We start from the raw sequence: 14,497 nt of genomic DNA on the forward strand, positions 1-14,497 counted from the left end.
GTACGGCTCAGGAGAGCTGCTGCTTGACGACGGCGGCGACACGCCCGCCCTCGGCCAGTCCGGCGACCTTCGGGTTCACGATCTTCATTACGGCGCCCATGGCCCGCGGCCCCTCGGCGCCCGCCGCCCTGGCCTCCTCGACGGCCTGCGCCACGATCGCGGCGAGCTCGTCGTCGGTCAGCTGCTTGGGCAGGTAGGTGTCGAGGAACTCGCCCTCCGCGGTCTCCCGGGCGGCCTGCTCGGGACGGCCGCCCTGGCCGAACGCCTCCGCCGCCTCGCGGCGCTTCTTCGCCTCCTTGGCGATCACCTTGAGGACTTCCTCGTCGGAGAGGACACGCGCTTCCTTGCCCGCGACCTCCTCCTTGGTGATGGCGGCGAGGGTCAGCCGCAGCGTGGACGAGTGCAGCTCGTCGCGCGCCCTGATGGCGGTCGTGAGGTCTTCCTGGAGCTTGGCCTTGAGCGTGGTCATGCACCCGAGTCTGCCACCTGCGGGGGCGGGGGCGCCCGCGGGTTTTCCGGGTCTGCGACGATGGGACCATGCGTGCGCGTTACGGAGTCCCCCTGAAGGCAGCTGCCGGAATCGCCGCGGTGGGGGCCGCGGGCGTGGCCTATGCCGCCGGCTTCGAGGCCCGGTCCTTCCGGCTGCGCCGGGTCGCGGTGCCCGTCCTCCCCCCGGGCATGCGGCCGTTGCGCGTGCTCCAGGTCTCGGACATCCACATGGTCGGCGGGCAGCGCAAGAAGCACGCCTGGCTGCAGTCCCTGGCGGGCCTGCGCCCCGACTTCGTCGTCAACACCGGGGACAACCTCTCGGACACCGAGGGCGTCCCGGAGGTGCTCGACGCGCTGGGCCCCCTGATGGACTTCCCGGGCGTGTACGTCTTCGGGTCGAACGACTACTACGGGCCGCGGCTGCGCAATCCCGGCCGCTACCTGCTCGAGAAGGCCCAGGGCCGGCACGGGCTGAACGGCAACAAGCCGGTCGTCGGGGCCGTCCACAACCCCTGGGAGGAGATGCGGGACGCCTTCGACGCGGCGGGCTGGCTGAACCTCACCAACACGCGGGCGCGGCTGAAGCTGGAGGGCCTGGAGCTGGCCTTCACCGGGCTGGACGACCCGCACATCAAGCGCGACCGCTACGAGCGGGTCGCGGGCGGCCCGGAGGCGGACGCGGACTTCTCGATGGCCGTGGTGCACGCCCCGTACCTGCGGGTCCTCGAGGCCTTCACCGCCGACCGGTACCCGCTGATCCTCGCCGGGCACACGCACGGCGGGCAGCTGTGCATCCCCTTCTACGGGGCGCTCGTCACCAACTGCGACCTGGACACCGACCGGGTGAAGGGCCTGTCCACGCACGAGGCGGGCGGCAACCGCGCGTACCTCCACGTCTCGGCCGGCTGCGGCACCAACCGCTTCACCCCGGTCCGCTTCGCGTGCCCGCCGGAAGCGACCCTGCTGACGCTGGTGCCGAAGGCGTAGGGGGCTGGGCACGGGGCCCGTCCCGGCCGGGCGGGCCCGCGTGAAAACCGGATTTCGTCTCCGGCCGAGGGTCCGCTAAAGTAATCGATGTCGCCAGGGCAGCAAGCGCTGCGAGGGTGACGATCGGGGTGTAGCGCAGCTTGGCAGCGCGCTTCGTTCGGGACGAAGAGGTCGTGGGTTCAAATCCCGCCACCCCGACTTCGTAAGACCAGGTCAAGGGCCTGATCCGCATCGCGGATCAGGCCCTTCCTGTCGTCTCCGCGCGCCCGTCCGTCCGCCGGTCCGGGCGCATCCGAGCCCGAGGTCTGAACCGCCGTGTCTCCTTCCCCTGTGTCCGGGCCCGTGCGGCTGCCCGGAGTGCGCCGTCCGGCCCGGCCGGTCTGGCTGTCGCCGAAGGTGTTCCGGACCGAGGTGCTCGCCGGTCTGGTGGTCGCGCTCGCGCTGATCCCCGAGGCGATCTCGTTCTCGATCATCGCCGGGGTGGACCCCGCGATCGGGCTGTTCGCCTCGTTCACCATGGCCGTGGTCATCTCCGTCGTGGGCGGCCGGCCGGCGATGATCTCCGCCGCCACGGGCGCGGTGGCTCTGGTGATCGCTCCGCTGAACCGGGAGCACGGGCTGGGCTACCTGATCGCGGCCGTGATCCTGGCCGGTGTCTTCCAGATCGTGCTGGGCGCGCTGGGCGTGGCGAAGCTGATGCGGTTCATCCCGCGCTCGGTGATGGTGGGCTTCGTCAACTCCCTCTCCATCCTGGTCTTCATGGCCCAGGTGAGCGAGATGCGCGGCGTCCCCTGGGCCGTCTACCCGTTGTTCGCCGCGGGGCTGGCGCTGCTGGTGTTCTTCCCGAAGGTCACGAAGGCGGTGCCCGCGCCGCTCGTCTCCGTCGTTGCCCTGACCGTGATCACCGTGGCCGCGGGCATCGCCGTGCCGACCGTCGGCGACAAGGGCGCGCTGCCGTCCGCGCTGCCGGTGCCGGGCCTGCCGGACGTGCCGTTCACCCTGGACACGCTGGCCCTCATCGCCCCGTACGCGCTGGCCATGGCCCTCGTCGGGCTGATGGAGTCGCTGATGACGGCGAAGCTGGTCGACGAGATCACCGACACCCGGTCCTCGAAGACACGGGAGTCCATCGGCCAGGGCGTCGCCAACATCGTCACCGGGTTCTTCGGCGGCATGGGCGGTTGCGCGATGATCGGCCAGACGATGATCAACGTGAAGGTGTCCGGCGCCCGCACCCGGCTGTCGACCTTCCTCGCCGGCGTCTTCCTGATGGTGCTGTGCATCGTCTTCGGGCCGGTCGTCTCCGACATCCCGATGGCGGCGCTCGTCGCGGTCATGGTCATGGTGTGCCTGACGACCTTCGACTGGCACTCCGTCGCGCCGAGGACCCTCAGGCGGATGCCCGCCGGCGAGATCACCGTCATGGTCGTCACCGTCGTGTGCGTGGTCCTCACCCACAACCTGGCCGTCGGCGTGGTCGTGGGCTGCGTCACCGCCATGGTCGTCTTCGCGAAGCGGGTCGCCCACTTCGCGGACGTCACCTCCGTTCTCGATCCGGACGGCGGGCGGGTCGTCTACCGCGTGACCGGCGAGCTGTTCTTCGCCTCCTCCAACGACCTGGTCGGGCAGTTCGACTACGCCGGCGACCCGGACCGGGTGCTCATCGACCTCAGCGCCGCCCACATCTGGGACGCCTCCTCGGTGGCCGCCCTGGACGCGATCGAGCACCGGTACGCCCAGCGGGGCAAGACCGTCGGGATCACCGGCCTGAACGAGGCCAGCGCCCGCCTGCACGCCTCCCTCAGCGGCGAACTCTCCGCCGGGAACTGACCGCCCCCGGGATTGCCGTTGCCCTGGGCCGCTACCGCTCGTGGAGCGCGGTGAGTTCGGCGCGCGCCAGGGCGAGGAACTCCGGGGACAGGCCCGGTTCCGTTCCCCGGGCTTCCGCCGTGGCGTCGAGGTGGGCGAGGACGGCCGCCAGCGTGGGGAAGGGGCCGACCGGGCGGAGCAGCCACAGGCGGCCCCGGGGGCGGGGCGGGAGGCCGAGCGCGGCGAGGGTGGTGTCGGTCTCCCCGTCGAGGCCGTCCAGGTCGGTGTCGGGGAGCGGGGCGCACTCGACGCCGGTGATGTGGCCGTGGCCGTCCAGCGAGGTCTGCACGGCCCAGTGCGTGGAGCGGTCGGGGATCCAGGTGCGGGCCGCCGGGGGCCAGACGTACGGGAGGAAGGCCCAGCGCAGTTCCTCGGGCGCGGGCTCCCAGCCGAGCACTTCCAGCTCCCGGACCTCGGGCAGCAGGTCCGGTTCCAGTTCGCTGCGGCCGGTGCGGCGCAGTGCGAGCGGGTGCGGTGTTCCGTCCTCGTCCCACGACATGCGGGCACGGTATCCGGCGCGGCCCCGCGACCCCGGCTCTCACACGCTGAAGTCGACCTCCGCCGGGGGCTCGCCCGGCCAGGAGAGCACGGTCGGGGCGGGCGGGGTACTGGCCAGGACGGTGCCGTGCGCGACGACGTAGCGCGGCCGGACCTGGCGGCGGACCGCCTCCTCGGGCGTGGGGGCCGGGAGCAGGACGAAGGAGGCGGGCGCGCCCTCCCTGATGCCGTACTCCGCCTCCGACAGGCCCAGGACCCGCGCCGCACGGTCCGTCACCATCGAGAAGGCCAGCGGGATCTCCCGCGCGCCGGTCAGCTGGGCGGCGTACAGGCCGACCAGGGCGGTCTGGAGCGGGTTGCCGGTGCCGAGCGCGTTCCAGGGGTCCATGACGTCGTCGTGGCCGAAGGCCACGTTGACCCCAGCCGCCAGCATCTCCTTGACCTGGGTGAGGCCGCGCCGTTTGGGATAGGTGTCGAAGCGGCCCTGGAGGTTGAGGTTGGCGAAGGGGTTGGCGACCAGGTTGATGCCCGAACGCGACAGCAGCCGCTGGAGTTTGAAGCTGTAGGCGCCGTTGTAGGAGCCCATGGCCGTCGTGTGGGAGGCCGTGGCGCGCTCGCGCAGGCCCGAGCGCAGCGCGAGGGTGGCCAGTACCTCCACGAAGCGGGACTGCTCGTCGTCGATCTCGTCGCAGTGCGCGTCCACGCGCAGCCCGTGCGCCTCCGCCAGCGCGAAGGCGGTGTGCAGCGAGGCGACGCCGTCCTCCCGGGTGTCCTCGAAGTGCGGGATGGCGCCGACGACGTCCGCCCCGCGTGCGACGGCCTCGCGCAGGAGCGCCTCGCCGTCCGGGAAGGAGATGATCCCTTCCTGCGGGAAGGCCGTGATCTGCAGGGTCATGACGTCCCGGACCCGGTCGCGCACCTCCAGCAGCGCGTCGAGCGCGGTGAGCGCCGGATCGGTCACGTCGCAGTGGGTCCGCACGTGCAGCACGCCCTGGGCCGCCTGCCAGCGCAGCACCCGGGTCGCCCGGGCGACGACGTCCTCGCGGGTCAGGGTCTTCTTGCGCTCGCTCCAGCAGGCGATGCCCTCCCAGAGGGTGCCGGAGGCGTTGGGGCGCGGCCCGCCGGCCGTCAGGGCGGTGTCGAGGTGGATGTGCGGCTCGACGAAGGGGGCGGTGAGCAGCGAGCCGTGCGCCTCGATGAGGGTCCCGGTGGCGGGCGGCTCCTTCTGGTCGTCGTACGGGACCACCCGCGCGATCCGGCCGTCCTCGGCGACCTCCACATCGGACAGCGTGTCGGACGGGCCGTGAGCGTGCAGCAGCCGGGCACCCCGGACGATCATGCGCATGCGGTCAGCGTACGCACGCGGCCCGCCCCCTCGCGGGAGGGCGGGCCGTGACCGGGTGCCGGACTCAGCCGCGCTTGGCCTGAGCCTTCTGCTGCATGCCCCGCGTCTTCGCGGAGAGCGACTGCACGTCCCTGACGGCGGCCTTGGCACGCGCCTCGGCCGCGGTGTTCTTCGCCAGCGCGCGCTCGGAATCCTGGTGGCCGTGGTGTCCGGTGCGAGCCTTCTTGGCCATGATCACTCCTCTTCGGGACGCGGAACACGCGTACGGGTTCCACTGTGCGCCCGTCCGGAGCAGTCGGCATCCCGGCGCGGCGTGCGGCAAGAATGGGGGGCATGACCAGCGACACCGATCTGACCACCGGCGAGACGGCCGGCGAGAGCACGAGCACGGCCCCCGGCACGGCCCCCGGCGACGGGATGCCCGCCTGGGAGAAGAGGTTCCGGGCGCCGCGCGTCGGGCTGCCCGAGTGGGCCGAGGACGCTCCGGACCGTTCGCTCTTCGTCTCCAACGCGACCGGGACCTTCGAGCTCTACGCCTGGGACCGCGCCACCGGCACCCAGCGCCAGGCCACCGACCGCCCCAACGGCACCACCGACGGCACCCTCTCCCCCGACGGCGAGTGGATCTGGTGGTTCTCCGACACCGACGGCGACGAGTTCGGCACCTGGGTGCGCCAGCCCTTCGCGGGCGGCCCCGACGAGCCGGCCACCCCCGGGCTGGAGCCCTCCTACCCCGCCGGGCTGGCCATCGGCCGTGACGGCACGGCCGTCGTGGGCCGCTCCACCGACGAGGACGGCACGACCATCCACGTGGTCCGGCCGGACGGCACCGCGCCCGCCGTGATCTACCGGCACCGCGAGTCGGCCGGGGTCGGCGACCTGTCCCGCGACGGGACCCTCGTGGCCGTCGAGCACACCGAGCACGGGGACGCCATGCACTCCGCGCTGCGCGTGGTCGGCCTCGACGGGGCCACCGTCGCCGAGCTGGACGACTCCCGCGGCGGCACCGAGGACCTGGGCCTGGAGGTGCTCGGCTTCGCGCCGGTCGCGGGCGACACCCGGCTGCTGGTCGGCCACCAGCGGCGCGGCCGGTGGGAGCCGATGGTGTGGGACGTGGCCACCGGCGCCGAGGAGGAGCTCGCTATCGACCTGCCGGGCGACGTCAGCGCCGAGTGGTACCCGGACGGCTCCGCCCTGCTGATCGCGCACGACTTCGAGGCGCGCAGCGAGCTCTGGCGCTACGACCTGGCCGCGCGGGAGCTCGTACGCGTGGACACGCCGCCCGGCACGGTGTCGGGTGCGACGGCGCGTCCCGACGGAACGGTGGAGTACCAGTGGTCCTCGGCGGCCGAGCCCTCGGCCGTACGGTCCACCTCGGGCGCGACCGTCCTGGACCCGCCCGGCTTCCTGGCGCCCGGCTCGGTGCCGGTGGAGGACGTGTGGGTGGAGGGCCCGGGCGGGCGGATCCACGCGCTCGCGCAGCGGCCGGCCGGGCACGGCGACGGCCCCTTCCCGACGGTCTTCGAGATCCACGGCGGCCCGACCTGGCACGACAGCGACGCCTTCGCGGCGACCCCGGCGGCCTGGCTGGACCACGGCTTCGCGGTCGTCCGGGTCAACTACCGCGGCTCCACCGGCTACGGCCGCGCGTGGACGGACGCCCTCAAGCACCGGGTCGGCCTCATCGAGCTGGAGGACATCGCGGCGGTCCGCGAGTGGGCGGTGGCCTCCGGCCTCGCGGACCCGGCCCGGCTGGTGCTCTCGGGCGGCTCCTGGGGCGGCTACCTGACCCTGCTGGGCCTCGGCACGCAGCCCGGGGCCTGGGCGGTGGGCCTGGCCTCCGTACCGGTCGCCGACTACGTGACGGCCTACCACGACGAGATGGAGGCGCTGAAGTCCCTGGACCGCACCCTCTTCGGCGGCACTCCGCAGGAGGTCCCGGACCGCTTCGCGGCCTCCTCGCCGCTGACGTACGTCGACGCGGTGCGGGCTCCGGTGTACATCGCGGCGGGTGTCAACGACCCGCGCTGCCCGATCAAGCAGATCGACAACTACGTCGACCGGCTCGCGGCGCGCGGCGCGGTGCACGAGGTGTACCGCTACGACGCCGGGCACGGTTCGCTGGTCGTGGAGGAGCGGATCAAGCAGGTCCGGATGGAGCTGGACTTCGCGCTCAAGCACCTGCCCCGCTAGACCCGCGCCGGTGCACCCCCCGTACGGTGGTGGGGTGCACCGGTTTCTCCTGACCCCGCGATGGTGGGGGATCAACATCTTCGTCGTGCTCGCCGTCCCCTTCTGCCTGTTCATGGGGTCCTGGCAGCTCGGCCGGTTCGAGGACCGCGTCGACAGCCACCGCGAGGCCAACTCCGCGCGCCCCGCGGACCGGACGGCCGCGCCGCTGGACTCGCTGCTCCCGGTGGACAAGAAGACCTCCGGACGGCTGGCTTCCGTGGCCGGGGAGTACGCGGACCAGCTGCTGGTCCCCGAGCGGCGGCTGGACGGGGCGACCGGCTTCTACGTGCTGACCCTGCTGAAGACCGACTCCGGCAAGGCCGTCCCGGTGGTCCGGGGCTGGCTGCCCGGGACGGCCGATCCGGCGAAGGCCCCGGCCGCGCCGGGCGGCCGCGTCGAGGTCACCGGCGCGCTCCAGGCCTCGGAGAACTCCGGCACCAAGGGGGTCCACGCCCAGGGCGGCCTGCCGGCCGGGCAGCTCGGGGTGATCGGGGCGGCCTCGCTGGTCAACATCGTCCCGTACGACCTGTACGACGCCTGGCTGACCGTGCAGACCCCGTCGGACGGCATGACCCCGGTGCCGGCCGCGGCCCCGAACAACACCGGGCTCGACCTGAAGGCCTTCCAGAACCTCGGCTACACCGGCGAGTGGTTCGTCTTCGTCGCCTTCGTGCTCTTCATGTGGTTCCGCCTCTACCGCCGCGAGCTGGAGACCCTGCGCGACGCGGAGGCCGGCCTGCTGCCCGAGGCTCCGGCGGCCGAGCGGGTCTGACCTCCCGGAACCCCGGAACCGCCGCTTACGGCTTCGGCGCGTCCACCGGGATCGCCCCCGTGCGGTACACCGTTCCCCCGCAGGCCTCCGGGATCGTCGTCCGCGTGACCGGGGCCCCCGCCGGGGGCGTGTGGGACACCGCCACGCCCGGGGCCTGCGGGGGCGTGGTCCCCGTGTCCGGGTCGACGACGGGCGTGTCGGAGGACTGGCCCTGCGGCGGCTTCTCCCCCGCGTCCGGGCTCGCCGAGGGGCAGGGCTCCGCCGACGGCACCCAGGCGAAGCGGACCTCGTAGGCCGAGCTCGGCTGGAGCACCAGCACCGGCGCCTCCGCCGAGGGGTCGGGCAGCAGCCCGCTCGCCGGGTCGCCCGCCGTGTGGCCGACCACGGCGACCCCGGAGCCCGGCCCGGTCGGGGCACCGGCCGCGGCGGCCGCCGTCACGGTGTCCGGGCCGGTGACGGTGCAGCCCTGCGCCGATACGTTGGTGACCTTGAAACTGCCGTAGATCTTGCCGTCGGCCTCCGGGGTGCGGGCCGAGCCCACCACGCCCAGCTGCTCGGCCCCGCAGCCGGGCACACCCGGCGCGGCCGCCGGCGGCTGCGGGCCGTTCCCGCTGCCCACGACCGTGCCGGGCGCGGTGCCGCTGCTCGACGGGCCGGCCGTCACACCGCCGGCCGGGGTGCCGGTGGCCTTCGGGTCCGGCTGCCCGGTGGTGCCGCCCGCGTCGGGCGCGCCGCCCCCGGAGCGGGTGGCCCTGGGCTGGCTCCCGGATCCGTTCTGGTGCGGGTCGGAGGGTGCGCCGCCCGGCTTCCCGCCGGATTCCGAGCCGTGTCCGGCCATCGCCGGGTGCGCGGTGGCGGTGTCCGCGCCGGCCGTCATGTGCAGGACGGCCGGGATGGCGGTACCGGCGAGCAGGGCGACGGCCGCGGCGCCGACGAGGGCCTGCCGTTTGAGGGTCCGGCGGGCCGGGACGGCGTACCGCAGCCGCTCGAGCGCGCCCTCGGCGGGCTGCAGGCCCTCGACGGCCCCGCGCAGCAGCCCCCGCAGCGCCTCTTCGTCGCTCGCGCCGCCGGGCGCGGTGTGGTCGTCCATCATGACTGCGCAGCCTCCATCGCCACCCGCAGCGCGGCAATACCCCGCGATCCGTACGCCTTCACCGAGCCGAGTGACACCCCGAGCGTCTCCGCGACCTGGGCTTCCGTCATGTCCGCGAAGTAACGCAGCACGAGCACCTCTCGCTGGCGGCGCTGCAGTCCGCGCATCGCCTTGATCAGATCGTCCCGCTCCAGCTGGTCGTACGCGCCTTCCTCGGCGCTCGCCATGTCCGGCATCGGCTTCGAAAGCAGCTTGAGGCCCAGGATGCGCCGACGCAGGGCGGACCGGGAGAGGTTCACGACGGTCTGGCGCAGGTACGCCAGCGTCTTGTCGCGGTCGCGGACCCGGTTGCGGGCCGAGTGCACGCGGATGAACGCCTCCTGGACCACGTCCTCGCAGGACGCCGTGTCGTCGAGGAGCAGCGCGGCGAGACCCAGGAGCGAGCGGTAGTGCGCCTGGTAGGTCTCCGTGAGGTGGTCGACGGTGGTGCCCGCCACCACTTCGGTCACGGCCTCGCCCCCGGCGGCCGTCCCCGACTCGCAGCTGTCGCGCGGCGAGGGCACGCGGCCGCTCCGGGGCGGTACGGCGGCCCGGAGGGGCACCTCGGACGGCCCGGCCGGCGGGACGGGAACGATCACAGGAAGACCGCCGCCGGGCGTGCGGGAGCCCCCGCGCGACGGGATGAACCCGCCGCGCGCCGGTAGGACGGCCAGTTCGAGCAGTGCCTCAGCCACGCCTGTAGGACACGCGTCCCCCCGTCAGGGTTGTACGCGCGAGGCAGCCGCCGCAGCAATATCCCCATTGCCCTCATGCGTACCCGCTCTTCCCGATTGCCCTGTCCATCGAGACGGCAGTCGGGCCATCACCTTGATCTAGGGATCTACACGCCGATCCTACAAAGCGATTTACGCAAATTCACCTGCGATCAGTTCCGCGATCTGAGTGGCATTCAGGGCGGCGCCCTTGCGGAGATTGTCGGCGCACACGAAGAACTCCAGCGCGTGCCGGTCGTCCAGCGAGACCCGCACCCGTCCCACCCAGGCGGGGTCCGTTCCGGCGGCGTCCGCCGGCGTCGGGAACTCCCCCGCCGCCGGGTCGTCCACCAGGACCACGCCGGGGGCGGCGTCCAGGACCTGCCGGGCGTGCGGGGCGGCCACCTCGTTCTCGAAACGGGCCCGCACGGTCAGGGAGTGCCCCGTGACCACGGGGACCTGTACGCAGGTCACGGCGACCGGCAGCTCGGGAAGGTCCAGGATCCGGCGCGTCTCCTGCCGTACCGCGAGCTCGTGGGAGGACCAGCCGTCCTCGCGGAGCTCTCCGGACCAGGGCACGACGTTGAGGGCGAGCGGCGCCGGGAAGGGGCCGGTGTCCTCGCCCACGGCACGGCGCACGTCTCCGGGCTGCTCGCCCAGGGAGGTCCCGGCGACCAGCGACAGCTGGCGGCGCAACACCTCGGAGCCGGCCCGGCCGGCGGCGCTCGCCGCCTGGTACGAGGAGAGGGCCAGCTCGGACAGGGAGTACTCGGCGTGCAGGGCGCCCAGGGCCGCGATCATCCCGGCGGTCACGCAGTCCGGGGTGGCGACGATCCCGCGCGGCCGGGTCCGTACGGCGTGCCCGTTGACCTCCGGCACCACCAGGGGGACCTCGGGGTCCTCACGGAAGGCGGCGGACTGGTCGACGACGACGACGCCGCGCGCGGTGACGACGGGCGCCCAGCGGACGGAGACCTCGGCCGGGGTCAGGAAGACCGCCACATCGCCCGGACCGAGGCCGTCGAAGGCGTCCTCGGTGAGGGCGAGCACCTCGGTCTTCTCCGCACGGACGGCCAGCGTGCGGCCGGCCGAGCGCGCGGAGGCGACCAGGCGGATGTCGCCCCAGACGTCGGCCCGCTGGGACAGCATCTGGAGCAGTACGGTGCCGACCGCTCCGGTCGCCCCGACCACGGCGAGCGCCGGGCCGGAGGACCGGGCGCCGGTCATCGTCCGGTGCCTCCGTAGACGACGGCTTCGTCGCTGTCGGAGTCGAGGCCGAAGGCCGTGTGCACGGCGCGGACGGCCTCGTTGACGTCGTCCTGACGGGTCACGACCGAGATGCGGATCTCGGAGGTGGAGATCAGCTCGATGTTGACGCCCGCGTCGGACAGCGCCTGGAAGAAGGAGGCGGTGACGCCCGGGTTCGTCTTCATGCCCGCGCCGACCAGGGAGATCTTGCCGATCTGGTCGTCGTAGCGCAGGGAGTCGAAGCCGATCTGGGTCTTCGCCTTCTCCAGGGCGTCGATGGCCTTGTGGCCCTCCGTCTTGGGGAGTGTGAAGGAGATGTCGGTGAGGCCCGTCGAGGCCGCCGACACGTTCTGCACGATCATGTCGATGTTGATCTCGGCGTCCGCGATCGCGCGGAAGATCGCCGCGGCCTCACCCGGCTTGTCCGGGACGCCGACGACCGTGATCTTGGCTTCGGAGACGTCGTGGGCGACTCCGGAGATGATGGCGTGCTCCACCTGCTCGTCCCCTTGCGGATTCTCGTTGCTGACCCACGTGCCCGGCAGTCCCGAGAAGGACGAGCGGACGTGGATCGGGATGTTGTATCGGCGTGCGTACTCGACACAGCGGTGCAGCAGCACCTTGGAACCGGAGGCGGCGAGCTCCAGCATGTCCTCGGAGGAGATCCAGTCGATCTTCCGGGCCTTCTTCACGACGCGGGGGTCCGCGGTGAAGACGCCGTCGACATCGGTGTAGATCTCGCAGACCTCGGCGTCCAGCGCCGCGGCGAGCGCGACGGCCGTGGTGTCCGAGCCGCCGCGGCCCAGGGTGGTGATGTCCTTGGAGTCCGCGGACACGCCCTGGAAGCCGGCGACGATGGCGATGTTGCCCTCGTCCAGCGCGGTGCGGATACGGCCCGGCGTGACATCGATGATGCGCGCTTTGTTGTGGACCGAGTCGGTGATCACGCCTGCCTGGCTGCCGGTGAACGACTGGGCCTCGTGACCCAGGTTTTTGATCGCCATGGCCAGCAGGGCCATGGAGATCCGCTCTCCGGCGGTCAGCAGCATGTCGAATTCGCGTCCGGCAGGCATGGGTGAAACCTGCTCGGCGAGATCGATCAGCTCGTCCGTCGTGTCGCCCATCGCGGAAACCACGACGACCACCTGGTGGCCGTTCTTCTTGGCGTCCACGATCCGCTTGGCGACGCGCTTGATGCCTTCGGCATCGGCTACGGAGGAGCCTCCGTACTTCTGCACGACAAGGCCCACGTGCGCTCCTCGCTCAGTCCGTCTCATTTGCTGGTGCAGTCTAACGAGCGACCGTGATCCGACCGCTTCGTACCACATCATGAGACGTGAAGATCAAAGGATAAGTTCCCCCGCCCGGGCTCTCATCTGCGGCCGAGGCCGCCGAGCTCCTGGGCCATCACCTCGCCGGCCTGCTCCGCGAGGTCGTCCTCCGTGAGGTCCTCGTCCGTGTCCAGACCGTCCAGGGCGGCGAGCGGCTGGTCCAACCGCACGTGCGCGATCAGCGACTGGAGGGCGCGCAGGGTGGCCGAGGCCGTCGGGCCCCAGTTGGTGAAGTACGAGAACTGCCACCACCACAGCGCCTCGGTGATCCGGCCCACCTGGTGGTGGATGAGCCCGTGCCGCAGGTCGGCGACGACCTCGGCCAGGTCGTCGGAGATCCGGTGCGCCACCGGGGCCTTGCGCGGCTCGTAGGGGTCGAAGACCTCGGAGTAGACGTCGACCGGCTCCAGCATGATCGCGAACCGCTCGCGCAGGTCGTCCACGTCCGGCTCTGGGCCCAGGTCGGGCTCGTAGCGCTCGTCGGGCAGCACGTCCTGGTACGCGCCCAGCCGGCCGCCTGCCAGCAGCAGCTGGGACACCTCCAGGAGGAGGAAGGGCACCGCGCTGTCCGGGTCCTCGCCCTTGGCCACCTCGGTGACCGCGACGATGAAGGACTCGATCTGGTCCGCGATCGAAGCCGCGAAATCGTCCGGGTCCTGGCCCAGTGCGTGCAGCGTTGCGTCAGACATCGAGAAGTCGCCTTCCTTCAAAGGCCCGCCCGAGCGTGACCTCGTCCGCGTACTCCAGATCTCCCCCGACGGGGAGCCCGCTGGCCAGGCGGGTGACCTTCAGGCCCATGGGCTTGATCATGCGGGCGAGGTAGGTGGCGGTCGCCTCGCCCTCCAGGTTCGGGTCGGTGGCCAGGATCAGCTCGGTCACCTCGCCGTCCGCCAGGCGCGCCAGCAGCTCGCGGATGCGCAGGTCGTCGGGGCCGACGCCCTCGATCGGGCTGATCGCGCCGCCGAGGACGTGGTACCTGCCCCGGAACTCGCGGGTCCGCTCGATCGCGACGACGTCCTTCGGCTCCTCCACGACACAGATGACCGTGGTGTCGCGGCGCGGGTCGCGGCAGATGTTGCACCGCTCCTCCTGCGCCACGTTCCCGCACACCGCGCAGAACCGGACCTTGTCCTTCACCTCGAGCAGCGCGTGCGCGAGGCGGCGGACGTCGGTGGGCTCCGCCTGCAGGATGTGGAAGGCGATCCGCTGCGCGCTCTTGGGCCCGACGCCGGGCAGCCTGCCCAGTTCGTCGATCAGGTCCTGGACCACGCCTTCGTACAACGGACTGCCTTCTTTCGTTCGGGTGGGGTGGGAGTGCTAGAAGGGGAGGCCGGGGATGCCGCTGCCGCCGCCCAGCCCCTGGGCCAGCGGGCCCAGCTTCTGCTGCTGGAGCGCCTGGGCATTCTCGTTGGCCGCCTGGACGGCCGCCACCACCAGGTCGGCGAGCGTCTCGGTGTCCGCGGGGTCCACGGCCTTCGGGTCGATCACCAGGGCGCGCAGCTCACCGGAACCGGTCACCGTCGCCTTGACGAGACCGCCGCCGGCCTGGCCCTCGACCTCGGTCCTGCCCAGCTCTTCCTGAGCCGTGGCGAGATCCTGCTGCATCTTCTGGGCCTGCTGGAGCAGCTGCTGCATGTTGGGCTGGCCACCACCGGAAATCACAGGTCACTCACTCCGTAGCATCGGTCCGAGCCTGGGGCAGCCCGGTCAATCCGAGCCTACGTGCTCCCCGGGCGCTGCGCCCTACGCCGTGAGGACCAACTCTTTCGAGTGAGGGACGGGACGTACGCGTACCTGATGGAGACCTCCTTGCAGGCGGAAATCCCGGGATTCGTCGCCCATCGCGCCCCATTCGAAGGTAGGAAGAGCATGCGCATCATT

At 72.3% G+C, this 14,497-nt stretch carries 15 protein-coding genes and 1 tRNA gene; 5 read left to right on the forward strand and 11 right to left on the reverse strand.

Annotation, left to right across the window (positions count from 1 at the left end):
• Positions 1-7: 7 nt before the first annotated feature.
• Positions 8-469 (reverse strand): GatB/YqeY domain-containing protein, encoded by a 462-nt coding sequence (locus BGK67_RS16960; protein ID WP_069920878.1) that lies wholly within the window; start codon positions 467-469, stop codon positions 8-10.
• A gap of 68 nt (positions 470-537) precedes the next feature.
• Between BGK67_RS16960 and BGK67_RS16965 the strand changes: the two genes are divergently transcribed.
• The 3 genes from BGK67_RS16965 (at position 538) to BGK67_RS16975 (ending at position 3,306) form a co-directional block, all read left to right on the forward strand.
• A complete protein-coding gene (locus BGK67_RS16965) occupies positions 538-1,476 on the forward strand; it encodes a metallophosphoesterase (protein ID WP_069920879.1) in 939 nt (312 codons plus the stop codon).
• Positions 1,477-1,600: 124 nt separating this feature from the next.
• Positions 1,601-1,674: transfer RNA gene (locus tag BGK67_RS16970), tRNA-Pro, on the forward strand.
• A gap of 132 nt (positions 1,675-1,806) precedes the next feature.
• Positions 1,807-3,306, forward strand: a complete 1,500-nt coding sequence (locus BGK67_RS16975; RefSeq protein ID WP_069920880.1) for a SulP family inorganic anion transporter — start codon at positions 1,807-1,809, stop codon at positions 3,304-3,306.
• 31 nt (positions 3,307-3,337) lie between these two features.
• Here BGK67_RS16975 and BGK67_RS16980 read toward each other — a convergent pair whose 3' ends face one another.
• The 3 genes from BGK67_RS16980 to BGK67_RS38905 all read right to left on the reverse strand — a co-directional run bounded on the left by BGK67_RS16980 (position 3,338) and on the right by BGK67_RS38905 (position 5,420).
• Entirely contained in the window at positions 3,338-3,844 is a 507-nt protein-coding gene (locus BGK67_RS16980; RefSeq protein WP_069920881.1) for a DUF5956 family protein, read from the reverse strand.
• 39 nt (positions 3,845-3,883) lie between these two features.
• Complete coding sequence (gene codA / locus BGK67_RS16985) at positions 3,884-5,188, reverse strand: cytosine deaminase (RefSeq protein WP_244291241.1); 1,305 nt, start codon at positions 5,186-5,188, stop codon at positions 3,884-3,886.
• Between the two features lie 64 nt (positions 5,189-5,252).
• A complete protein-coding gene (locus tag BGK67_RS38905; RefSeq protein ID WP_167739578.1) occupies positions 5,253-5,420 on the reverse strand; it encodes a hypothetical protein in 168 nt (55 codons plus the stop codon).
• A 185-nt stretch (positions 5,421-5,605) separates the two neighbouring features.
• Between BGK67_RS38905 and BGK67_RS16990 the strand changes: the two genes are divergently transcribed.
• Positions 5,606-7,381, forward strand: a complete 1,776-nt coding sequence (locus tag BGK67_RS16990) for a S9 family peptidase (RefSeq protein ID WP_107488990.1) — start codon at positions 5,606-5,608, stop codon at positions 7,379-7,381.
• A 34-nt stretch (positions 7,382-7,415) separates the two neighbouring features.
• Positions 7,416-8,192, forward strand: a complete 777-nt coding sequence (locus BGK67_RS16995; RefSeq protein ID WP_069920883.1) for an SURF1 family protein — start codon at positions 7,416-7,418, stop codon at positions 8,190-8,192.
• 25 nt (positions 8,193-8,217) lie between these two features.
• Here the strand turns inward: BGK67_RS16995 and BGK67_RS17000 are convergent, their stop codons facing one another.
• The 7 genes from BGK67_RS17000 to BGK67_RS17030 form a co-directional block, all read right to left on the reverse strand.
• On the reverse strand, positions 8,218-9,285 hold the full coding sequence (locus BGK67_RS17000; protein WP_069920884.1) for a hypothetical protein: 1,068 nt from the start codon (positions 9,283-9,285) through the stop codon (positions 8,218-8,220).
• Positions 9,282-9,968, reverse strand: a complete 687-nt coding sequence (locus BGK67_RS17005; protein WP_079154618.1) for a SigE family RNA polymerase sigma factor — start codon at positions 9,966-9,968, stop codon at positions 9,282-9,284. Before BGK67_RS17005 ends, BGK67_RS17000 begins: the two co-directional genes overlap by 4 nt.
• A 222-nt stretch (positions 9,969-10,190) precedes the next feature.
• The gene (locus tag BGK67_RS17010; RefSeq protein WP_069920885.1) at positions 10,191-11,264 is read right to left on the reverse strand and encodes an aspartate-semialdehyde dehydrogenase; all 1,074 of its coding nucleotides are present in this window, start codon (positions 11,262-11,264) and stop codon (positions 10,191-10,193) included.
• Positions 11,261-12,535 (reverse strand): aspartate kinase, encoded by a 1,275-nt coding sequence (locus BGK67_RS17015; RefSeq protein ID WP_069920886.1) that lies wholly within the window; start codon positions 12,533-12,535, stop codon positions 11,261-11,263. The genes BGK67_RS17010 and BGK67_RS17015 overlap by 4 nt, the downstream gene beginning before the upstream one ends.
• Positions 12,536-12,657: 122 nt before the next feature.
• Positions 12,658-13,305 carry a DUF5063 domain-containing protein gene (locus tag BGK67_RS17020; RefSeq protein ID WP_069920887.1) on the reverse strand — a complete coding sequence of 216 codons (648 nt, stop codon included), beginning with the start codon at positions 13,303-13,305 and terminating at the stop codon, positions 12,658-12,660.
• Entirely contained in the window at positions 13,298-13,897 is a 600-nt protein-coding gene (gene recR, locus BGK67_RS17025; RefSeq protein ID WP_030152816.1) for a recombination mediator RecR, read from the reverse strand. Before recR ends, BGK67_RS17020 begins: the two co-directional genes overlap by 8 nt.
• A 36-nt stretch (positions 13,898-13,933) precedes the next feature.
• On the reverse strand, positions 13,934-14,278 hold the full coding sequence (locus BGK67_RS17030; RefSeq protein WP_079154234.1) for a YbaB/EbfC family nucleoid-associated protein: 345 nt from the start codon (positions 14,276-14,278) through the stop codon (positions 13,934-13,936).
• Positions 14,279-14,497 lie beyond the last annotated feature (219 nt).

This window comes from Streptomyces subrutilus, from assembly GCF_001746425.1.
Classification (GTDB): Bacteria; Actinomycetota; Actinomycetes; order Streptomycetales; family Streptomycetaceae; genus Streptomyces; species Streptomyces subrutilus_A.